This is a genomic window from uncultured Microbacterium sp., from assembly GCF_937927635.1.
GTDB lineage: Bacteria > Actinomycetota > Actinomycetes > Actinomycetales > Microbacteriaceae > Microbacterium.
Map to the genome: position 1 here is coordinate 26239 of NZ_CALBRW010000043.1, position 19505 is coordinate 45743.

Annotated in this window: 18 protein-coding genes; 6 read left to right on the forward strand and 12 right to left on the reverse strand. The window is 69.5% G+C overall.

All coding sequences use genetic code 11. The features are described from left to right. Positions 1–6: 6 nt before the first annotated feature. The 5 genes from Q0568_RS16050 to Q0568_RS16070 form a co-directional block, all read right to left on the reverse strand. A complete protein-coding gene (locus Q0568_RS16050; protein ID WP_298868305.1) occupies positions 7–1452 on the reverse strand; it encodes an aldehyde dehydrogenase family protein in 1446 nt (481 codons plus the stop codon). 39 nt (positions 1453–1491) lie between these two features. Then, the gene (locus Q0568_RS16055) at positions 1492–2787 is read right to left on the reverse strand and encodes a TRAP transporter large permease (protein ID WP_298868308.1); all 1296 of its coding nucleotides are present in this window, start codon (positions 2785–2787) and stop codon (positions 1492–1494) included. Continuing rightward, on the reverse strand, positions 2784–3350 hold the full coding sequence (locus Q0568_RS16060) for a TRAP transporter small permease subunit (protein ID WP_298868310.1): 567 nt from the start codon (positions 3348–3350) through the stop codon (positions 2784–2786). Before Q0568_RS16060 ends, Q0568_RS16055 begins: the two co-directional genes overlap by 4 nt. Positions 3351–3380: 30 nt before the next feature. Then, positions 3381–4397 (reverse strand): DctP family TRAP transporter solute-binding subunit, encoded by a 1017-nt coding sequence (locus Q0568_RS16065; protein WP_298868311.1) that lies wholly within the window; start codon positions 4395–4397, stop codon positions 3381–3383. 94 nt (positions 4398–4491) lie between these two features. Beyond that, a complete protein-coding gene (locus tag Q0568_RS16070) occupies positions 4492–5181 on the reverse strand; it encodes a GntR family transcriptional regulator (protein ID WP_298868313.1) in 690 nt (229 codons plus the stop codon). 187 nt (positions 5182–5368) lie between these two features. On the opposite strand from Q0568_RS16070, the gene Q0568_RS16075 reads away from it, so the two are divergent. The 4 genes from Q0568_RS16075 to Q0568_RS16090 are packed head-to-tail and all read left to right on the forward strand — an operon-like array spanning position 5369 to position 9604. After that, positions 5369–6178: a DeoR/GlpR family DNA-binding transcription regulator gene (locus Q0568_RS16075; RefSeq protein ID WP_298868315.1), complete on the forward strand. Its 810-nt coding sequence runs from the start codon at positions 5369–5371 to the stop codon at positions 6176–6178. A 52-nt stretch (positions 6179–6230) separates the two neighbouring features. Then, positions 6231–7262: an alcohol dehydrogenase catalytic domain-containing protein gene (locus Q0568_RS16080; protein ID WP_298868317.1), complete on the forward strand. Its 1032-nt coding sequence runs from the start codon at positions 6231–6233 to the stop codon at positions 7260–7262. 41 nt (positions 7263–7303) lie between these two features. Then, the gene (locus tag Q0568_RS16085; protein ID WP_298868319.1) at positions 7304–8137 is read left to right on the forward strand and encodes a hypothetical protein; all 834 of its coding nucleotides are present in this window, start codon (positions 7304–7306) and stop codon (positions 8135–8137) included. A gap of 12 nt (positions 8138–8149) precedes the next feature. After that, positions 8150–9604 (forward strand): FGGY-family carbohydrate kinase, encoded by a 1455-nt coding sequence (locus Q0568_RS16090; protein ID WP_298868321.1) that lies wholly within the window; start codon positions 8150–8152, stop codon positions 9602–9604. 163 nt (positions 9605–9767) lie between these two features. Here Q0568_RS16090 and Q0568_RS16095 read toward each other — a convergent pair whose 3' ends face one another. The 7 genes from Q0568_RS16095 to Q0568_RS16125 all read right to left on the reverse strand — a co-directional run bounded on the left by Q0568_RS16095 (position 9768) and on the right by Q0568_RS16125 (position 17253). After that, a complete protein-coding gene (locus tag Q0568_RS16095) occupies positions 9768–10778 on the reverse strand; it encodes a LacI family DNA-binding transcriptional regulator (RefSeq protein ID WP_298868323.1) in 1011 nt (336 codons plus the stop codon). 9 nt (positions 10779–10787) lie between these two features. Beyond that, complete coding sequence (locus Q0568_RS16100) at positions 10788–11546, reverse strand: TIM barrel protein (protein ID WP_298868325.1); 759 nt, start codon at positions 11544–11546, stop codon at positions 10788–10790. A gap of 30 nt (positions 11547–11576) precedes the next feature. Further along, positions 11577–12437 carry a sugar phosphate isomerase/epimerase gene (locus tag Q0568_RS16105; RefSeq protein ID WP_298868327.1) on the reverse strand — a complete coding sequence of 287 codons (861 nt, stop codon included), beginning with the start codon at positions 12435–12437 and terminating at the stop codon, positions 11577–11579. Next, positions 12434–13699: a dihydrodipicolinate synthase family protein gene (locus tag Q0568_RS16110; protein ID WP_298868329.1), complete on the reverse strand. Its 1266-nt coding sequence runs from the start codon at positions 13697–13699 to the stop codon at positions 12434–12436. Before Q0568_RS16110 ends, Q0568_RS16105 begins: the two co-directional genes overlap by 4 nt. Further along, positions 13696–14850 carry a Gfo/Idh/MocA family oxidoreductase gene (locus Q0568_RS16115; protein ID WP_298868331.1) on the reverse strand — a complete coding sequence of 385 codons (1155 nt, stop codon included), beginning with the start codon at positions 14848–14850 and terminating at the stop codon, positions 13696–13698. Before Q0568_RS16115 ends, Q0568_RS16110 begins: the two co-directional genes overlap by 4 nt. 251 nt (positions 14851–15101) lie before the next feature. Continuing rightward, a complete protein-coding gene (locus Q0568_RS16120) occupies positions 15102–15542 on the reverse strand; it encodes a MarR family transcriptional regulator (protein ID WP_298868333.1) in 441 nt (146 codons plus the stop codon). 1 nt (position 15543) lies between these two features. Then, positions 15544–17253, reverse strand: coding sequence for an MDR family MFS transporter (locus Q0568_RS16125; protein ID WP_298868407.1), 1710 nt, complete (start codon positions 17251–17253; stop codon positions 15544–15546). 160 nt (positions 17254–17413) lie between these two features. On the opposite strand from Q0568_RS16125, the gene Q0568_RS16130 reads away from it, so the two are divergent. After that, entirely contained in the window at positions 17414–18412 is a 999-nt protein-coding gene (locus tag Q0568_RS16130; protein WP_298868335.1) for a hydroxyacid dehydrogenase, read from the forward strand. Positions 18413–18479: 67 nt separating this feature from the next. Then, positions 18480–19502 carry a zinc-dependent alcohol dehydrogenase family protein gene (locus Q0568_RS16135; RefSeq protein ID WP_298868337.1) on the forward strand — a complete coding sequence of 341 codons (1023 nt, stop codon included), beginning with the start codon at positions 18480–18482 and terminating at the stop codon, positions 19500–19502. Positions 19503–19505: the final 3 nt, after the last annotated feature.

The window sequence follows — 19505 nt, forward strand, 5'->3', positions numbered from 1 at the left end:
GAAGACCTAACTGTTGACCGTGTAGATGACTTTGCGCGTCGTGAAGAAGTCGAGCGACGTGTCGCCGATACCGAAGGCGCCCTGGCCGGAGGCGCCCACGCCGCCGAACGGCACGTGCCCCTCGCTCGTCGTGCCGTGGTTGACGTGCACCATGCCCGTGCGCAGGGAGCTCGTCGCCCGGTGGATCACTCCGGTGTCATCGCTGAACACCGAGGCGGTCAGACCGTAGGGGGTCTCGTTCGCGACGATCAGTGCCTCGTCGACGTCGCGCACCGGCACGATGGCGAGCACGGGAGCGAACACCTCCTCCACCGCGAGGGGGCTTCCGGCGGCCACATCGGTGACGAGCGTCGGCGCCATGAAGTTGCCGACGCGATCGTCGACGTCGCCGCCCAGGATCACGCGGGCGCCGTCCTTGACGGCATCCGCGACGAAGGCCCGTGCGTTCTCCAGCGCCGGCCGGTCCACGACCGGCCCCATGGTCGAGCCCTGCTCGAGACCGGGACCCACCACGATCGACGACGCCTGGTCGACCAGGGCCGCCTCGAGCTCGTCGCGTACGTCAGGGGTGACGATCACACGGCTGATCGCCGTGCATCGCTGACCGGATGCCGTGAATGCCGCCCCGACGATCTCGCGGGCCGCACGGCTCACGTCCTTCACGCCCGCGACGATCGCCGCGTTCTTGCCGCCCATCTCCAGCTGGGTACGCGCGTTCCTGCGGGCGGCCCGCTCGCCGATGGCCAGACCGACCGCGGTCGATCCCGTGAAGGTGATGCCCTTCACCTCGGGTGCGTCCACGAGCAGGTTGCCGACCTCGCTGCCCGCCCCGAGGATCAGCCCGAACACGCCGGCCGGCAGCCCGAGCTCGTGCATGAGCTCGGCGATGATGACGCTCGCCCCGGGCGCCTGCATGGCCGGTTTGAGGATCACCGGGCATCCCGCCACGAGCGCCGGGATAACCTTGCGCACGGGTGTGAGGATCGGGAAGTTCCAGGGGGCGATCGCGACGACCGGGCCGATCGGCTCGCGCACGGCCCGGATGTCGGTCTCTGTGCGCGTACTCGGGTACGTGCGCTCGCCCATGCGCAGCGCCTCGCCCGCCCAGAAGCGGGACTCGGAGATGACGCGCGCGGTCTCACCGTACGACTCGGCCCGCACCTTGCCCATCTCCCTCGTGGCGATGTCGGCCAGGTCGTCCTGCCTTCCCTCCCACAGGCGCAGGAAGTCGTGCACCAGATCCGAGCGCTCCGAGGCGGTCGTGCGGGCCCATCCGCCCGCGGCCCGCGCTGCGGCCTCCACGGCCCGCCGCACGTCGCCCGCGTCGGCGAGGGCGTACGACGCGACCGACTCGCCCGAGGCCGGGTCGGAGGTCACGCGGGTCGCCCGGCCCTGCGACGGCGCCCAGGCGCCGTCGATGTAGCTGGTGAGCACGTCACCGTTGTCAGACATCTCTCTCCTTCATCGAGGAATCCATCGCCAGGCCGCAGGTCACGGGGCGGCAGCAGGTATGTACCCGGTCAGCCACTGGGCCGGCCAGATGATCAGATCGGGGAACAGCGCCAGCACGAGGATCGCGAGCACGAGCACCACGTAGTGCGGGATCGCCGCCTTGACGATCCTCTCCACGGGCAGCCGGCTCACGAACGAGGTCGCGAACAGCGCCACGCCGACCGGCGGCGTCACCAGTCCCATGGCCAGCGCCGCCACCAGGAAGACGACGAAGTGGATCGGATCCACCCCGGCCGCGACCGCGGTGGGCATCAGCACGGGCGCGGTCAGCAGCAGTGCCGCGGTGATGTCCATCAGGGCGCCGATGATCAGCAGGATGACCGCCATCAGCAGCAGGATGAGCCGAGGGTCATCCGTGATGCCGAGCATCCACGCGCTCACCTTCGCGGGGAGGCCGTCGATCACGAAGATGTACGACGACGTGCTGGCCACCATGGCGATGAACAGGATGGTGCCGGTCATGATGCCCGAATCGATCAGCATCCGCGGGAACTCCCTCGGACGCATGTCGCGGTAGAGCAGCACACCCACGAGCAGGGAGTACAGCACGGCGACGCCGGCCGCCTCGGTGGGCGTGAAGAGCCCTCCGAAGAGGCCGAACAGGATCACCAGCGGGCCGCCCATCGCGGGCATCCCGACGATCACGACCCGCAGGGCCTTCTTGAACGGGGTCCGGGTGATGTCGCCGTAGGAGTTCTTCTTCGAGATCACGTAGTTCATGATCATGAGGGCCGCGATGAACACCACCGACGGGCCGAAGCCGCCGGCGAGTGCGCCGCCCACCGACACCCCGGCCGCCGAGGCGCCGATGATCATGAGGATGCTCGGCGGGATCACGGACGACAGGATCGAGGTCACCATGGTCATCGCCGCGCCGTAGGGGCGCGGATAGCCGTGATCGACCATGGCCTTGATCTCGATCTTGCCGAGGCTGACCACGTCTGCGACCGACGATCCCGAGATCCCGCCAAAGATCGCGCTGCCGACCACGTTGACCTGGCCGAGGCCGCCGCGGAAGCGGCCGAAGAGCACCGAGGCCCCGTTGAAGATCCGGTCGGAGATGCCTCCGCCCGACATCACGTTCCCCGCGAGGACGAACAACGGCACCGCGACGAGCAGGAAGCTGTTCATCGAGCTCATCATCGTCTGCGCGAGGACGTCGAGCGGTATGCCGTAGATGAGGATCGTCGTGACGAGACCGACCGCCAGCGCGAGCGCCAGCGGCACGCCGAGGAGCATGAGCACGAAGAAGATCAGGATGAGCGTGAGGCTCATGCGATCACCTCGCCCTCGAGCACGCGCCGGCGCAGGTTCTTGTCGAAGTACAGCCCCTGCACGGTGCCCACGATCGCGAGCAGCGCGCTGAGGATGAACGGGACCGTGACGATCCACATGCTGAGCCCCAGCGCAGGGCTGGTCTCGTTGGTGCGCATCTGCTGGATCATCAGGTCCACGCCCTTCCAGGCCAGCACGCCGAAGACGAACACGGCCGAGAGCATCGTCAGGTGGATGCTGAGCTTGCCGAGCCAGGCGGGACCCTTGGCGACGAGGTACGACATGCGAGGGTGCGCCGCGATGCGGAATCCCGCCGCCATGCCGAGGAACACGCCGTCCATGAAGAGGAACCGTGCCAGCTCCTCCGACCACACCGGCGGGGATCCCGCGACGCGCCCGACGATCTGCACGACGATCGCGACCAGCATCCCGAAGACCCCGAGAGCCAGCAGCGCGTCGACGACATGCCACATCCTCTCGCGCTTGAGCGTGGTGTGGATCTCGGACAGCACCTCGAACGTGTCGTCCTCGGGCTGCGCCTGGATCGGCGTCTCATCCGTCATCGGAGGTCACCCCCTTCGCCTGTCCCGCTCTCACTGGGTGAGTGCCTCGGTGTACTTCATGAACTTCTCGCCCACCAGCGGCGTGAATCCGGCGTACAGCTCGTGCGCGATGGCGGCGAACTCCTCGGTGGCCTCCGGCGTCAGCTCGTTGACCTTGACACCGCGGTCCTTGATGTCGGCGAGCTGCTTCTCGATCGCCTTGTCGTCTTCGGTGCGCTTCCACGTCGCCGTGTCGATGGCCGCGTCCTGCAGGACCTTCTGCACGTCGGCGGGGTAGCCGTCAAACTTCTTCTGGCCGAAGCCGAGCACGTAGCCGTCGTAGATGTGGTTGGTGAGCGACAGGTGGTCCTGGACCTCGAAGAACTTGTTGGCCACGGGGACCTCGAGCGGGTTCTCCTGCGCATCGATCGTGCCCAGTTGCAGCGCCGTGTACACCTCCGAGAAGTTCATCGGCGTGGGCACCGCGCCCAGGGCGCTGAAGAACTTCACCCAGAGCTCGTTCTGAGGCACCCGGATCTTGACGCCCTTGAAGTCGGCGGGCTTCTCGATCGCCTTGTCGTTCAGCGTGGTGACGCGGGGCGTGCGGGTCAGCATCGCCAGTCCCTCGATGTTCTGGGCCTTGAGCGACTCCAGCAGCGCGTCTCCGGCCTCGCCCGCGAGGAACTCGGCGTACGCGTCGCCGTCCTCGAACAGGTAGGGAAGGCTGATGACGTTCATGCCGGGCTCGAACGACGCGTACACGGAGGTGGAGATGATGGTCGCGTCGAGGGTGCCGTTGCCGAGCAGATTGACCGCGGCGTTCTGATCGCCGTTGAAGAGGGTGCCGTCGGGGAACACCTCGACCTTGACCTTGCCCTTGCTGAGCTCGTCGACTTTCTCGGCGAAGTGGGTCGCCGCCAGGCCGACCGAAGACCCGGCCGGGTCGCCGACGGCGATGCGGATGCTGGTCGTGGCGGCTCCGCCTCCGTCGCCGGATCCGGAACATCCGCTCAGGACGAGTGCGGTGACCGCCGCGACGGAAATGCCCACGAGGGTGCGCTTGAACATCGTGATTCTCCTTTGAATACAGGTGTGGTGCAGGTTGCGGGCACGGATGCGCCCGATGGTTTACAGCGGGTATCTGATCTGAAGGTGGGCTCGTTCAGGCGGATGGCGGAACGAGTTCGGGAAGTGTGTGACGGATGTAGTCGCGAAGCGCCTCGTGCGCCTGCTCCAGGTGACTGCGCATCGCACGGCTCGCTGCGCGCAGGTCGCGTCTGCCGAGTTCCTGGCAGACGATGCGGTGCTCATCGAGACTGCGGTCCCGGCGCGCCTCGGAGCGGTACGAGACGAATCGCTTGAACCGCGCGAGCTGACGATCGACGACGTGGTAGGCGCGGACGAGATGCTCGTTCCCGCTCGCGTCGATCAGCAGCCTGTGGAACCGGTCATCGCGCTCCAGGTAGCGCTCCACGTCGCTCTGCGGCATCGGCGCCTCGAAGTCATCGAACATCGAAACGACCTCGTGAAGCCGCTCGTCGTCCCACTCCACGATGCGGCGCAGGCCCGCCGGCTCCATGAGCGAACGGAGCTCGGCGAGATCGTCGACGTCCTGAAGGCGGATCGGCGTGACGACCCAGCCCGTGGACGCTCTCCGTTCCACCAGCCCGGAGGCCTCGAGAAGATGGAGGGTGTCGCGAACAGGCGTCCGGCTGACACCGAACTCGGCTGCGAGCTCGTCGTGGTTGAGCTGCGTGCCCGGTGCGATCGTGCAGTCCACGATCGCACGCTCCAGCTGAGCGTACATCTGCAGGCTGAGCTTGCGCACCCCGACCGGCCTGATCATCTCCATGGCATGAGTATCCCGTATACGGGATACGAAGGCAACTCTTTTCTTGATCGCTCTCAGCATCCACCGTTCCATGGCCAGGACTATATGCCCATTCCAATCATCTCCGCTACCCGAAGCGGAAAATAATATGCGCAGTTTGCGCATATTGCACTTGCCTTCGAGCTGTCTCTTCCTGTAGACCAGTCCTATGGCACAGTCCTCCACCCCTCGCATCCGCCGCGATCTCAAGGGCGACGCGCGACGCGCTCGCATCGTCGATCTGCTGCAGGAGCGCGCCGGAGAGGATCTCGGCGTCGACGAGCTGTCCACCGTCCTCGGCGTGTCGGCCGCCACCGTCCGTCGCGATCTGGGGCGGATGCGCGAACTCGGCGTCATCGCCCGCACGTACGGAGGCGGGACGCTCATCCCGCAGCGGGAGGTCCCCGTGCGGGACAGGTTCTCGTCGCATCAGGCCGCGAAGGACGCGATCGGGCGTCTGGCGGCCGGCTTCGTCACGAAGGACGAGCTCATCGTGGTCGACGCCGGCTCCACCACCGCGCGCTTCGCCGCCCATCTGGGCGGTCGGGACGACGTCACGGTCATCACGAACGGCATCGGCGTGATCAACAGCCTGCTCGACGCCCCGGGGCCGGAGGTCATCGTGCTGGGCGGCCGGCTCCGCGGCATCAACGAGACCATCGTCGGCGACACCGCGCACGAGATGCTCTCCCGCATCCGCGCCTCCCACGCCTTCATCGGCGTCGACTCGATCGACCCGCAACGCGGCATCGCGTCGCAGACCCTGGCGCAGAGCCTGCTGAAGAGCCGGATGATCGCGTGCGCGGAGGACGTCGTGATCCTCGCCGACTCGTCCAAGCTCGAGAGCGACGACTTCCGCTACTGGAGTCCGATGCAGCGCCCCTGGAGGCTGGTCACCGATTCCGGCATCGACGAGCGGATGAAGGACCGCGCCCGCCTGGCCGGCGCGACCGACATCCTCGTCGCCCCACTCCCCTGACCCTCACCCGCACACCCCTGAAGAAACCCGCACCCTGATGAAAAGAGACGAAATGCGCCATGCCCGCCTGTACGCGCCAGGAGATCTGAGAGTCGAGGAGGTCGCCGTTCCGGAGCTCCTCCCCGGCGACGTCCTCATCAAGGTGGACGCGGCCCTGCTCTGCGGTACGGACGTCAGGATCTCGACCGGGGCGAAGACCCGCAACGTCACCTTCCCGACGGTGCTCGGCCACGAGTTCGCCGGACATGTGGTCGATCACAATGGTCCGCTGCCGGACGGCATCCGTCTCGATCAGCAGGTGTGCATCTATCCGCTGGTCACTTGCGGCACCTGCGCGGCCTGCCGGCGCGGCCGAGAGAACGTCTGCCGCGCGCGCACAGCCTTCGGCTATCAGCTGACCGGCGGCCTGTCGCAGTACGTGCGCGTGCCCGCCGAGGCACGGCAGAACATCGTGCCCCTCGAGGGCGTCTCGGCCGCCGAGGCCGCCATCGTCGAGCCGACCGCGTGCGCCTACAACGGGCAGCGCCTCGTGCGCTCCGAGACCGCGCAGGTGCTTCTCGTCGTCGGATGCGGGCCGCTGGGCCTGCTGCACATCCGACTCGCCAAAGCGCTCGGCGTCCCGCACGTCGCGGCCATCGACCCAATCGCCGCACGGCGCGAGGTCGCCGCGGCATCGGGCGCCGAGCTCGTCCTGGCACCCGGTGACGACACCGCCGACCGCATCCTCGAGTGGAGCGAGGGGGGCGTGGACGTGCTGATCATGGCGATCGGGCGCACCGACGCCCTCACGCCCTATTTCGGAGCACTGGCCCCGGGGGCGCGCGTCTCGGTGTTCGCGGGCTTCCCGGCATCCGCGATGCTCGAGATCGCCGCCAACGACATCCACTACAACGAATGGGAGTTCGTCGGCGCCTCGTCGTGCCACCTCGACGGCTTCCACGCCGTCGCCGAGCTGATCTCGAGCGGCACGGTGCGCGTCGACGATCTGATCGGCTCCGTGCTCCCCCTCGACCGCGCGCAGGATGCGCTCGATCTCGCCGCGTCCGGCGGCGACATGCGCGTCGGCGTCAACCCCTGGGCATGATGCCCGCACCATTCACCCACGATCCTCAAGGAGCACGAACCATGTCCAGCGAAGTCCTCGCCATCAACCCCACCGGAACCACGTCCGCCCTCGGGCGCGAACTGCGCCTGCGCCGCATCCTCGGCGCCGACGGACGCACGGTCACCGTCGCCCTCGACCAGGCGGTGCCTCGCGGCGTCGCCCCGGGGCTCGCCACCATCAAGCCCACGTACGAGCGCATCGCGTCGGGGATGCCCGACGCCGTGACTGTGACCAAGGGCATCGCCGGGCACCTCTTCTCGGGACACCGTGTCGAGCACCCGTGGATTCTGAAGGCCTCCACGTTCTCGGTCGACTTCCACCCGACCTACGACGCCGCCATCGGAACCGTGCAGGATGCCGTCCGGCTGGGCGCGGATGCGGTGGCCGTGGGCATCTCCGCCGGCTCGTCGAACCAGGTCGCCATGCTCGAGATGCTCAACCGCATCGTCGAGGAGGCGCACGGATGGGGCCTGCCCGTCGTCTGCCACGCCTACCCCAGCGGCGAGCTGTGGGGCGACCGGAAGGGGTCGACCGAATCAGTGCTGTACGCCTCGCGCGCGGCCGCCGAGCTGGGCACCGACATCGTCAAGACCTGGTACACCGGGAGCACCGCCGAGTTCCAGCGCATCGTTGAGGGCACACCCGCCATCGTCGTCGCCGCCGGCGGCGCCCCCGCCAAGGCGCCGATCGACGTGCTGGAACAGGCAGCATCCGTCGTCGACGCCGGCGGGTACGGCGTGACCGCCGGCCGCAACGTGTGGATGGCCGACGACCCCGGTGCTATGGTCCGCGCGCTGAAGGCCGTCGTGCACGACGGCGTCGCGCCGTCGGTCGCGATCGACCTGCTCGGCTGACGCGAGCCCGGCGTGACGTCCTACCTCGGAGTCGACCTCGGTACGACCGCCGTCAAGGCGGTCGTGCTCGCCCCGGACGGCACCGTCCTGGCGCGCTCACGCGCCCCGCACCCGCACGCGCGCGCCGTCGGACGGGGGCGAGTGAACCCGACGGCCTGGATCTCGAGCATCGAGGCCGCCTGCCGGGCGCTCGGACCTGCGGCCTCGACCGTCTCCGGTGTCGGCCTCTCGGTGCACAGCCCCAGCGCGTTGCTCTACGACCGCGCGGGCGTCGCGCTCGCCGACGGCATCACCTGGGACCACCCGGGTCTCCCCGCGGTCGTCGCCGAGCTGGCGGCGCTGCGCACGGACGACGAGGCCGTGCTCGCCGGCAACCGCCCGTTCCCGGCCACCATGATGGCCGCCGCCTACCGGCTCTTCGTCGAGCACGAGCCCGCCGCGCTCGACGCGGCGTTCGAGTTCGGGATGGTCGGCAGCTGGCTGGGCCGATGGCTCACAGGGGAGTCGGCGCTCGATCCGACCCAGGCGAGTTTCACGGGCATCTTCGCCGCGGACGGCAGCATGCGCTGGCTCGACGAGCTGGCGCGGCGGGCCGGCATTCGCACGAGCCTGCTCCCCCGTCTGCTGCCGTCGCTGAGCCGGTGTGGCGAGGTACTCACCGCGCCGGCTCAGAGGCTCGGAATCCCGGCGGGCATCCCGCTCGTGACCGGCTCAGCCGACACCCCGGCGGCGGCCTTCGCACTCGGCATCGGCCCGCAGGGCCCGCCGCTGCTCACGATCGGCACGACGCACGTGCTGACGAGCTGCTCCACGTCCAGGTCGTTGAGCAGCCCCGCGCTGCAGCGCGCCGACGTGCGCACCGGCCGGTGGCTGATCAACGGCGTCACCAACGGCGGAGACGCACTCGCCGCGGCGACGCGCATCCTCGGATTCGAGTCGGTCGACGCGCTGATCGCTGAGGCGATGCAGGTGACGCCCGAACTCGCCGAAGACGCGCCGATCTTCCTGCCGCACCTGATGCCGGAGCGCGGGCCGCTCTGGCTCGCAGAGCCGTGCGGCTCGCTGCAGGGGCTGACCGTGAAGACCACGCGCGCCGCGACCGCGTGGAGCGTGCTCGAAGGTGTGGCGTTCGCCGACCGGCTCGTCGCCGAGGCGTGTGTTCCGCGGGCGCGGACCGAGCTCTACCTGGCCGGCGTCTTCCGGGGGCACGAGGCGGTTCCGCAGCTGCTGGCGGACGCACTGGGATGCACGATCCGCCTCGTCGATGATGGGGATCTGTCGGCCATCGGCGCCGCGGCCATGGCGGCCGAGACCATCGCGGGAGCGCCGATCAGCGCCCCGCCGGCACGGACGATCCCGCCGCGCCCGGAGTGGGCGGGTCTGCTCGAGCGGCGCTGGGAATCGTTCCGCCGGCACTGGGAGCGCAGCACTGGCCAGCGCGTGTCGGTGCTGGGCAGCCGGCCCTGACGCTCCTGTGATGCGAACCCGCCGCATGGTGTGGCAGCCCCGGCGGCGCAGCGCGGGGTCATCGTCGGGCCCGAATTCCAGCAGCGCATCGCCAGGCCGGCTGTCGTTCGAGCCCTTGAAGCTGTCCGGTGCGAAGACCACCCGCATCAGGGACCCACCCGCATCAGGAACCCACCCGCGGAGTGCTGTCGCGCACCAGCACCTCGAGCACCGGCGACGGCTGCACCCACTGCGCGTCGACGGTGGCACGGAAGGCCTGGTAGCCGAGGTCGCTCAGCGGCACGCGCACGGTCGTCAGTTGCGGTGTGACGTCGCGGCTCACGGGCACGTCGTCGAACCCGCACACGGCGATGTCGGCGCCGACCGAGCGTCCGGCGTCCCTGATCGCGGTCATCGCGCCGACGCCGACCACGTCGCTGAGCGCGAAGACCAGCGTTCCGGCATCCACGCCCGCGGCCAGCGCATCCGTCATCGACGCGGCTCCCGACTCGCGGTGGAAGGTGCCGCGGTGCACGCGCTCGAAGTCGCTGCCGAAGCCGGCGGTGAAGCCGGCCAGGCGGTCATCGCTGGTCTTCACGCCCTGGGCCGCGCCGATGGCGATCGCGCGCCGGTAGCCGAGCCCGGCCATGGCTCGGCCCAGCGCTTCGGCACCCGCGCGGTTGTCGACCACGATGCTGCGGTCGCCGCCGGGGCCGAACGTGACCGTGCGGCTGCCCAGGTCGCGGAAGGCGCCGAGCTCTGCGAGCGATTCCGCGTCGCGCTCTCCCGCCCGGGAAGCCGCGAGGATCACGCCCCGTGGGCGCTGCCCCCGCAGGGCGTGCAGGATGCGGGTCTCGCGGGCGGGCTCGCGCTCGGTGATGGCGACGGTGACGATCAGCCCGTCCTCGTCGGCGCCGCGCGCGACGCCCGAGGCGATCAGCCCGAAGTACGGGTCGGCGATGTCGGCGACCAGCAGCGCGATCACCTGCGAGGTGCCGCGCGCGATGGCCTGGGCGGAGACGTTGGGGATGTAACCCAGCTCGTCGGCCGCCCTCGCGACGCGCTCCCGGAACGACTCGGCGACCTTGCGCTCCGACCCATTCAGCACCCGCGACGCCGTCGCCAGCGACACGCCTGCGACCCGTGCGACGTCGTGCAGGGTGGGAGCGGCGTTGCGTGTGGCGTCAGCGGTCATGCGTTGAGCCTATCGAGCAGTCTCGACCAGCCACCGGCGCAGTGTGGCCGCCTCGGCCGCCAGCAAGGCGGGGTCGTCGTCAGGGACGAACTCCAGCAGGGCGTCGCGCGGCGGAGTGGGCAGAGCGGATGCCGCTGAGCACAGCCTGCGCCACAGCGTTTCGCGCTCGTGCAGGCGCAGCCGTTCGCCGGCTGGCCACCACGAGAACACGTGCACGGCACTGGTGCGTGCGGCCACGGCGTCGAACTCCGCGAGCGCCTCCGCATCCTCGGCGCCGACCGAGGGCTGCCAGTACGTCGACAGCGCCGGCACGTCGGCCAGCAGCCGCAGCACGGCATCCGGGGTGTCGGCGATCGTGCCGCGGTGGTACTCCAGAGCCAGGCGGATGCCGCGCTCGGAGGCCTCCTCCGCAGCATCCTGCAGGCGTACGGTGATCTGCGCGTACTGCGCGGGGGTCGCATCGGCGGAATCGACGCGGCCCGCCCAGACGCGCACCCGGTCGGCGCCGAGCGCCTGCGCGGAATCCAGGATCGGGGTGAGCGGCTCGTCGGCGCCGGCGCGGAAGTACGAGCCGTACGAGCAGACCGCGAGCCCGGCATCCGTCGTCGCCTGCGCGACGCGCGCTGCGCGCTCCGGATCGCCCGGCGGCACGTGCACGTCGCCGCCCCACTCGATGGCCTCGAGCTCCGCTTCGGCGGCGAGCGCCACGATCTTCTCGGGCGCGAGCTCGCGGAACGTCACCGAGCACAGCCCCGGTCGCATGATCATGTCCTCATCCTGCCGTCCTATCCGTTCGAATCAGAGGTGGGGGGCGACGGACTCGGCGAACGACGAGACCGTGCGGGCCGCGACGTCGGCGTAGGGGGCGGCCCAGATGTCGGCGTTGAACAGCTCCACCTCCACGTCGCCGGTGTAGCCGGCATCCTTCACCGCCTGCGTCAGCGAGGCGAAGTCGATCACGCCCTCGCCGGGGTAGTGCCGCGCGAGCAGCACGTCGGCCGGCAGCGGCGTCTGCCAGTCGCACACCTGGTAGCTGGCGATGCGGCCCTCGCGCCCGGCCCGGGCGATCTGCTCGAGCACCTGCGGGTCCCACCAGATGTGGAACGTGTCGACCACGGCGCCCACCACCGCGGGGTCGAAGTCGGCGGCGATGTCGAGTGCCTGGCCGAGCGTGGACACCACGGCCCGATCGGACGCGTACATCGGATGCAGCGGCTCGACCGCGAGGGTCACCTCGGCCTGCTCGGCATCGTCGGCGAGCAGGCCGAGAGCATCGCGCACGCGCTCGCGGGCGCCGACGAGGTCGCGCGACCCCTCCGGCAGCCCGCCCGCGACCAGCACCAGCACGGCGGCGGAGCCCTCGGCGCCCGCGGCGGCCAGCGTCGCGGTCTCCTCGATGGCGCGGCGGTTGTCGTCCAGCGCGGCGATGCGCTCGGGCCCCTCGGGCAGCGTGAAGAACCCGCCGCGGCAGTGGCTGGAGAAGCGCAGGCCGGAGTCGGCCAGCATCCGCGCTGCCGTCTGGAGGCCGACCTCGTTCACCGGCTCGCGCCACAGCCCGATCGAGCGGATGCCGGCATCCGCCGTCACCCGCAGCGCGGTCGCGAGATCCGCGTGCTTGATGGTGGCCTGGTTCAGGGACAGCCGGGGGTCGGCGGTCATGCGTCCACTCCGTTCAGGTCGATGCCGTTCAGACGCAGCATCCCGTGCCAGCGCTCGGCCGCGAGCTCGGGGTTCTCCAGTGCCAGCGAGGCGTTGGCCAGCTCGACGATCCGCGACAGGTGCGGCAGGCTGCGCGCGGAGTGCAGGCCGCCGACCATCTGGAACGCGGGCTGGTGGCCGTTCAGCCAGGCCAGGAACGCCACACCGGTCTTGTAGTAGAACGTGGGCGCGGCGAACACCTGGCGGCTGAGCTCCTCGGTGGGGCCGAGGATGCGCTGGTACGCGGCCGCGTCGCCGGCATCCAGAGCCTGGATCGCGGCCGACGCGACCGGCGTGATGGCGGCGAACGCGCCCAGCAGGGCGTCGGAGTGGGTGCGGCTGGTGTCAAGTGCACGGGACCTCGCCGAGGGGACGGCTTCTTCGCGTGAAAAACTCGTACTATCGGCGACGTCCCGTGCTGTCGACGGGGAGGAGTCCGCGATCAGCGAGACGTAGTTGAAGTCGTCGCCGGTGAACATGCGGACGCCCTCGGGCAGACGCTCGCGCACCGAGATCTCGCTCTCCGCATTCAGCAGGCTCATCTTCACGCCTGCGACCTTCCCGGGGTTCTCGGCGATGATGTCCAGCAGCACGCTCGACGCGGTCTGCCAGTCCTCGGCGCCGAAGTACCCGGCAAGCGCAGGGTCGAATGCGGTGCCCAGCCAGTGCAGCACGACCGGCGTGGTCGCGCGCGACAGCACCGCCCGGTACACGCGGCGGTAGTCGTCGGCGGATGCCGCCGCTCGAGCCAGATGGCGGGATGCCATCAGCACGGGGCCCGCCCCCTGCTCCTCGGTGAACTCCAGCTGCGAGACGTACGCGTCGATGACCTGATCGAGCGAGATGACGTCCTCGTCGACGTGGTCGGTGTTCACGCCGACCACCACCGAGCCGCCCTCCTCGCGCGCGACCTGCGCGCTGCGGGAGATCAGCTCGCGGGTGGCCGCGGCGTCGAGGCCCATGTTGCGCTGGGCGGTGTCCATGGCATCCGCCACGCCCAGCCCCCACGAGTAGACATTGCGGCGGAACGCCAGGGTGGAGTCCCAGTCGATGTCGGCGGGCCGCCCCGGTGTGTTGTCGCCCCAGACCACGGGCACGACGTGGGCGGCCGCGTAGGCGACCCGGCTGCGCAGCGGCGCCACGGGTCGGGCGAAGACGCCGGAGTCGTTCAGCTCGGCATCCGATACCTCACCGGATGCCGACAGCAGACGCAGCGTGCTCACAGCGAGAGCCTGTCGATGGCGATCTTGCGGCCCTCGGCGCTGGAGGCCAGACCCGCCTCGGCGAACTGCACGCCGCGGGCGCCCGCCAGCAGATCGAAGGCGTATTCCGTTCCGAGCACATACGAGGTCAGGTACTCCTCCCACTGCTGACGGAAGCCGTTCAGGAACACGTCGTTCGTGGGCACCTCCTGCCAGTCGGCGTCGTAGTCGTGGGTGTCCTCGAGGTCGGGGTTCCACACCGGCTTCGGCGTGGCGTTGCGCGGCTGGATCCGGCAGCCGAACAGGCCGACGACGGCCGAGCCGTGCGTGCCGTCCACCTGGAACTCCACGAGCTCGTCGCGGTTCACGCGCACGGTCCAGGAGGAGTTGATCTCGGCGATGATGCCTCCTTCCAGCTCGAAGATGCCGTAGGCGGCATCCTCGGCGGTGGCGTCGTAGTGCTCGCCCTTCTCGTCCCAGCGGTCGGCGATGTGCACGGCGGCCTGCGCATAGACGCTCTTCACCTCGCCGAACAGGTTCTCCAGCACGTAGTTCCAGTGCGGGAACATGTCGGTGATGATGCCGCCGCCGTCCTCGGTGCGGTAGTTCCAGCTGGGGCGCTGCGCGGGCTGCCAGTCGCCCTCGAACACCCAGTAGCCGAACTCGCCGCGCACGGACAGGATGCGGCCGAAGAACCCGGAGTCGATCAGGCGCTTGAGCTTCTGCAGGCCCGGCAAGTAGAGCTTGTCGTGCACGACGCCGGTCTTCACGCCCGCCGCCTTCGCCAGGCGGGCCAGCTCCATCGCCTCCTCGAGCGACTCGGCGGTGGGCTTCTCGGTGTAGATGGCCTTGCCCGCGGCGATGGCCTTGCGGATGGCGGTCGCGCGCGCCTTCGTCACCAGGAAGTCCGCGTAGATCTCCCACTGCGGATCGGCCAGCGCGGCATCGAGATCGGTGGTGAAGTCCTGGATGCTGTGCTTCGCCGCGATCTCGGCGAGCTTCTCCTCGTTGCGGCCGACCAGCAGCGGCTTGACGGTCGCCTTCGAGCCGTCGGGCAGCTCGATGCCGCCCTGATCGCGGATCGCGAGGATCGAGCGCACCAGGTGCTGCCGGTAGCCCATGCGCCCGGAGACGCCGTTCATGATGATGCCGATCTCGCGCACGTTCGCCATTGTGATTCCGTTCTGTTGAAGACTGCCGCGCCACCCGTTGGGTAAGCGCTTTCCCATAGTGAATCAGGTTGCCGCGCGGAGCGCAAGAGGCGGATGCCGGAGACGAGAACGAACGCCGCCCCTGCTGAACGCCGCCGCCCCTGCTCAGTCGCGCAGCTGAGCAGGGGCGGGGACGGTGGGCAGGGGCGGGAACACCAGCCGGCGGATGCCGGGCGGATGCCGGACGCCGGACGCCGGAAGGATGCCGGCGATCAGGCCTCGGCGAGCAGGTGGAACACCTTCGAGGCCGCGTGCACCTCTTCGGGGGTGAGCTCGGCGAGCACCGAGCGCATCCGGTCGGCGTTCTCGGCGCGCAGCTCGGCCAGCACCTCGCGGGCCTGCGGCGTGGCGGCCAGCACGCGCAGGCGCCCGTCGCGCTCGTCGGGGCGGGAGCTCAGCAGGCCGAGCTCTTCCAGCATCCGCGTCTGCCTGCTGATCACCGACTTGTCCATCTCGAACAGCTCGGCGAGCTGATGCGCGTGGGTGTCGCCGTTGCGGCCGATGTACGCCAGCAGCTTGTAGCCGGCAGGCTGCAGATCAGGGTGGATCCGCGCCGCCGACTCCTTCCAGAGCGCCTTGGCACGCGCGAAGATCAGGTTCAGGTGAGCCTGGAAGTCCGCGAGCATGTCGTCGGCGGTCTGCGTGTCGACCATGTCAGCGCACCGGGTCCTCATCATCCGCGCGGTCGTCGTCGCGCTCCAGCAGCATCACCGACGACGAGCCCGTCTCGGCACCCTCGGAGTCTACGATGCGGATGCTGCCGGTCGCGGCGCCCACCTCGGCCTCGGCGACCTCGATGGCCGATTCCTCGGCGTTGGCGCGCAGCTGCTCGGCGGAGTTCTTCGTCGACAGCGGCTTGTTGGCGATGAATGCGATGGCCAGGATGCCGATCGCCGCCAGCGGGATGGCGATGAAGAACGCGTCCGCGATGCCGTGCCCGTACGCCGCCTCGACGATGTTGCGGATCGCCTCGGGCAGATCCGACATCTTCGGGACGTTGCCGGAGTTCAGCGCCTTCAGCGCGGCCAGGTCCTTCGGCGAGGCGGGCTTGAAGCCCGCGAACCCGTCGATGATGTACTTCTTGACGTTGGTCGCCAGGATCGAGCCCATGATCGTCACGCCGATGGTGCCGGCGATGGTGCGGAAGAAGTTCACGCCCGAGGACGCGGCGCCCAGCTGCTGCGGCGGGGTGTCGTTCTGCACGATCAGGGTGAGGTTCTGCATCACCATGCCCAGGCCCGCGCCGAGGATGAACATGTAGATCGCGACGAGGATGAACGGGGTGTCGAAGCGCAGCGTGGCCATCATGGTGACGCCGACGAGCGCGAGCACCGAGCCCAGCATCATCCAGCCCTTCCACTTGCCGTAGCGGCTGACCAGCTGGCCGATGATGATCGACGCGCCCATCTGACCCACGATCATCGGGATCGTCATCAGACCCGACTCGGTCGGTGTGGCGCCACGGGCCAGCTGGAAGTACTGCGCGAGGAAGACCGAGGTCGCGAACATCGAGACGCCGATGGCGATCGAGGCGACGACCGACAGCGTGAAGGTGCGGTTGCGGAACAGCGACATCGGGATGAGGGGCTCCTTGACGAACACCTCGACCAGTACGAAGGCCAGCAGCAGGACGCCGGAGCCGATGGCCAGCACGTAGCTGGTGACGGAGTCCCACTCGAACTGGTCGCCGCCCATGGACACCCAGATCAGCAGGCCCGAGACGCCGACCGACAGCAGCACGATGCCGAGGTAGTCGATGGACACCTTGACGTCCTGCGGCTTGGGCAGGTGCAGCGTGACCTGCAGGAGCACCAGCGCGACGACCGCGAACGGCACGCCGACCCAGAAGTTGGAGCGCCATCCGAACGCGTCGGTGAGGAAGCCGCCCAGCAGCGGGCCGCCGATGGTGGCGAGGGCCATGATGCCGCCGACGACGCCCATGTACTTGCCGCGCTCGCGCGGGGAGATGATGAGCGCGACGGCCACCATGACCAGCGACATGAGGCCGCCGACGCCGAGGCCCTGCAGCACGCGCATGGCGATGAGGGTGTTGATGTCCTGCGAGAAGCCGGCGATCACGGTGCCCACCGTGTACAGCACCAGCGAGAGCTGCACGAGGATCTTGCGGTCGACCAGGTCTGCCAGCTTGCCCCAGATCGGAGTGGTCACCGCGGTGGCCAGCAGGCTCGCGGTGATGACCCAGGTGTACTGGGCCTGCGTGCCGCCGAGATCGGCGACGATGACGGGAAGGGAGGTCGAGACCACCGTGCCGGACAGCACGGCGACGAACATGCCGACGATGAGGCCGGAGATCGCGGTGAAGACCTCGCGAGCCGAGCGCGTGGCGCCGGCGGAGGATGTCATGGAGCTCAAGAGCGGAGTTTCTCCTGTACGAATAGTTGATCTGCATCAACGATACATTATTAGTTGATGTTTCTCAACTGTTGGGTACGGTCAACTATTCCGGATGCCGTGCGCCTCGCCGCGGCGCGCGCGGGATAGTGTGATCGCTGGAGCCCCGAACATGACCAGACCCCGTGCGCACGCCGTGATGGACGAGGACGCCTTCGCGCTGCTGTTCGACGACACCCGCCGCGCGCGTTTCGCCGAGCTCGCCGACACCGCCGACCGGATGCTGATCACCGACCTCGACGACCCTTCCGTTGCTGCGCTGCTGGCCGAGGCCGAAGTGCTCATCACATCGTGGGGAGCGCCGCGGCTGGACGCGGAGCGGCTGAACCGGATGCCGCGACTGCGCGCGGTCCTGCATGCCGCCGGCAGCGTGCAGACGCTGGTCTCCGACGAGCTCTGGGCCCGCGGCATCCGACTCACCTCCGCCGCGGACGCCAATGCCGTGCCCGTCGCGGAGTTCACCCTCGGGGCGATCCTGCTGACCGGCAAGCGCGCATTCACCCGGCTGCGAAGTACGGACTCCGACTGGAACGCGTGGCAGGACCGGCGGATCGGCAACGTCGACCGCACCGTGGGCATCGTCGGATTCTCCCGCATCGGCCGTCGAGTGGCCGAGCTGCTGCGACCATTCGACGGCATCCGCGTGCTGGTGTCCGACCCCTACGCCGATGCGGATGCCGTGGCAGCCGCCGGCGCGACGCTGCTGCCGCTCGAGGAGATGCTTCCCCGAGCGGACGTGCTGTCGCTGCACGCCCCATCCCTGCCGGCCACCCGCCACATGATCGCGGCGGATCAGCTGGCCGCGCTCCCCGACGGCGCAACGCTCATCAACACCGCTCGCGGAGCACTGCTCGACCACGACGCGCTGCTGGCGGAATGCCGCACCGGACGGCTGGACGCGCTGCTGGACGTCACCGACCCCGAGCCTCTTCCGGACGACCACCCCCTGCGCGCGCTGCCGAACGTCGCGATCACCCCGCATCTGGCCGGTTCACTGGGCACGGAGGCACGCCGGCTCGCGGACTCCGCCCTGGACGAACTGGCCGCCTATGCCGCAGGGGATGCCGCACGGCATCCGATCACGCGAGAGGAACTGGCGATCAGCGCATGACCACCTCTCCGTGAGCTCCGTGACGGAACGGGTCGCGCGAGGTCCGCAGGAGTGGTGGAGTAGGACCATGCGCGCTGTCATCATGCACGGCCCCGGCGATGTCCGGGTCGAGGACGTTCCGAAGCCCGAGCTCGTCGAGCCCACCGACGCGATCATCCGGGTGGATGCTGCCTGCATCTGCGGGTCGGATCTGTGGCCGTACCGCGGCATCGACAACCCGGACTGGCCGCGGCAGATGGGCCACGAGTACATCGGCACGGTGGAGCAGGTCGGCGCCGACGTGCACGACCTCGCCGTGGGCGACTACGTGGTGGGCTCGTTCATGGCATCCGACGGCGTCTGCGAGATCTGCCGGGCCGGCTACCAGTCCCGGTGCATCCACGTCGTGGGCATGGGGTCGATCGGCACGCAGGCCGAGTACGCGCGCATTCCGTGGGCCGACGGCACGCTGGTGAAGGTGGAGGGCGACCTCACCCCGCAGCGCCGACGCGGCCTGCTGGCGGCATCCGATGTGCTGGGCACGGGCTGGTTCGGCGCCGTCGCCGCCGAGGCAGGACCGGGCAAGACGGTCGCCGTCGTCGGCGACGGCGCGGTCGGGCTGTCGGCGGTCCTCGCCGCCGCTCGCCTGGGCGCTGACCGCGTGATCGCGATGTCCCGGCACGCCGACCGACAGGCGCTCGCGCGCAGCTTCGGCGCCACCGACATCGTCGAGGAGCGCGGGGATGCCGGGATTGCCGCCATCAAGGAGCTCACCGGCGGCTACGGCGCGCACTCCGTGGTCGAGGCCGTCGGCACGCAGGAGTCCATGGCGCAGGCCGTGCGCTCCACCCGCGCCGGCGGGCATCTGGGCATCGTCGGCGTCTCCCACGACGTGACGCTGAACGGCACCGAGCTGTTCTTCTCCGGCATCCACCTGCACGGCGGACCCGCGCCCGTGCGGCGCTTCCTGCCGGAACTGATCGATCTGATCATGAACGACGACATCGACGCCGGCGCCGTCTTCAACCTCACGCTCCCCTTCGACCAGGCAGCCGACGGCTACCGGGCCATGGACGAGCGCCATGCGATCAAGGTGATGCTGGAGTTCTGAGCG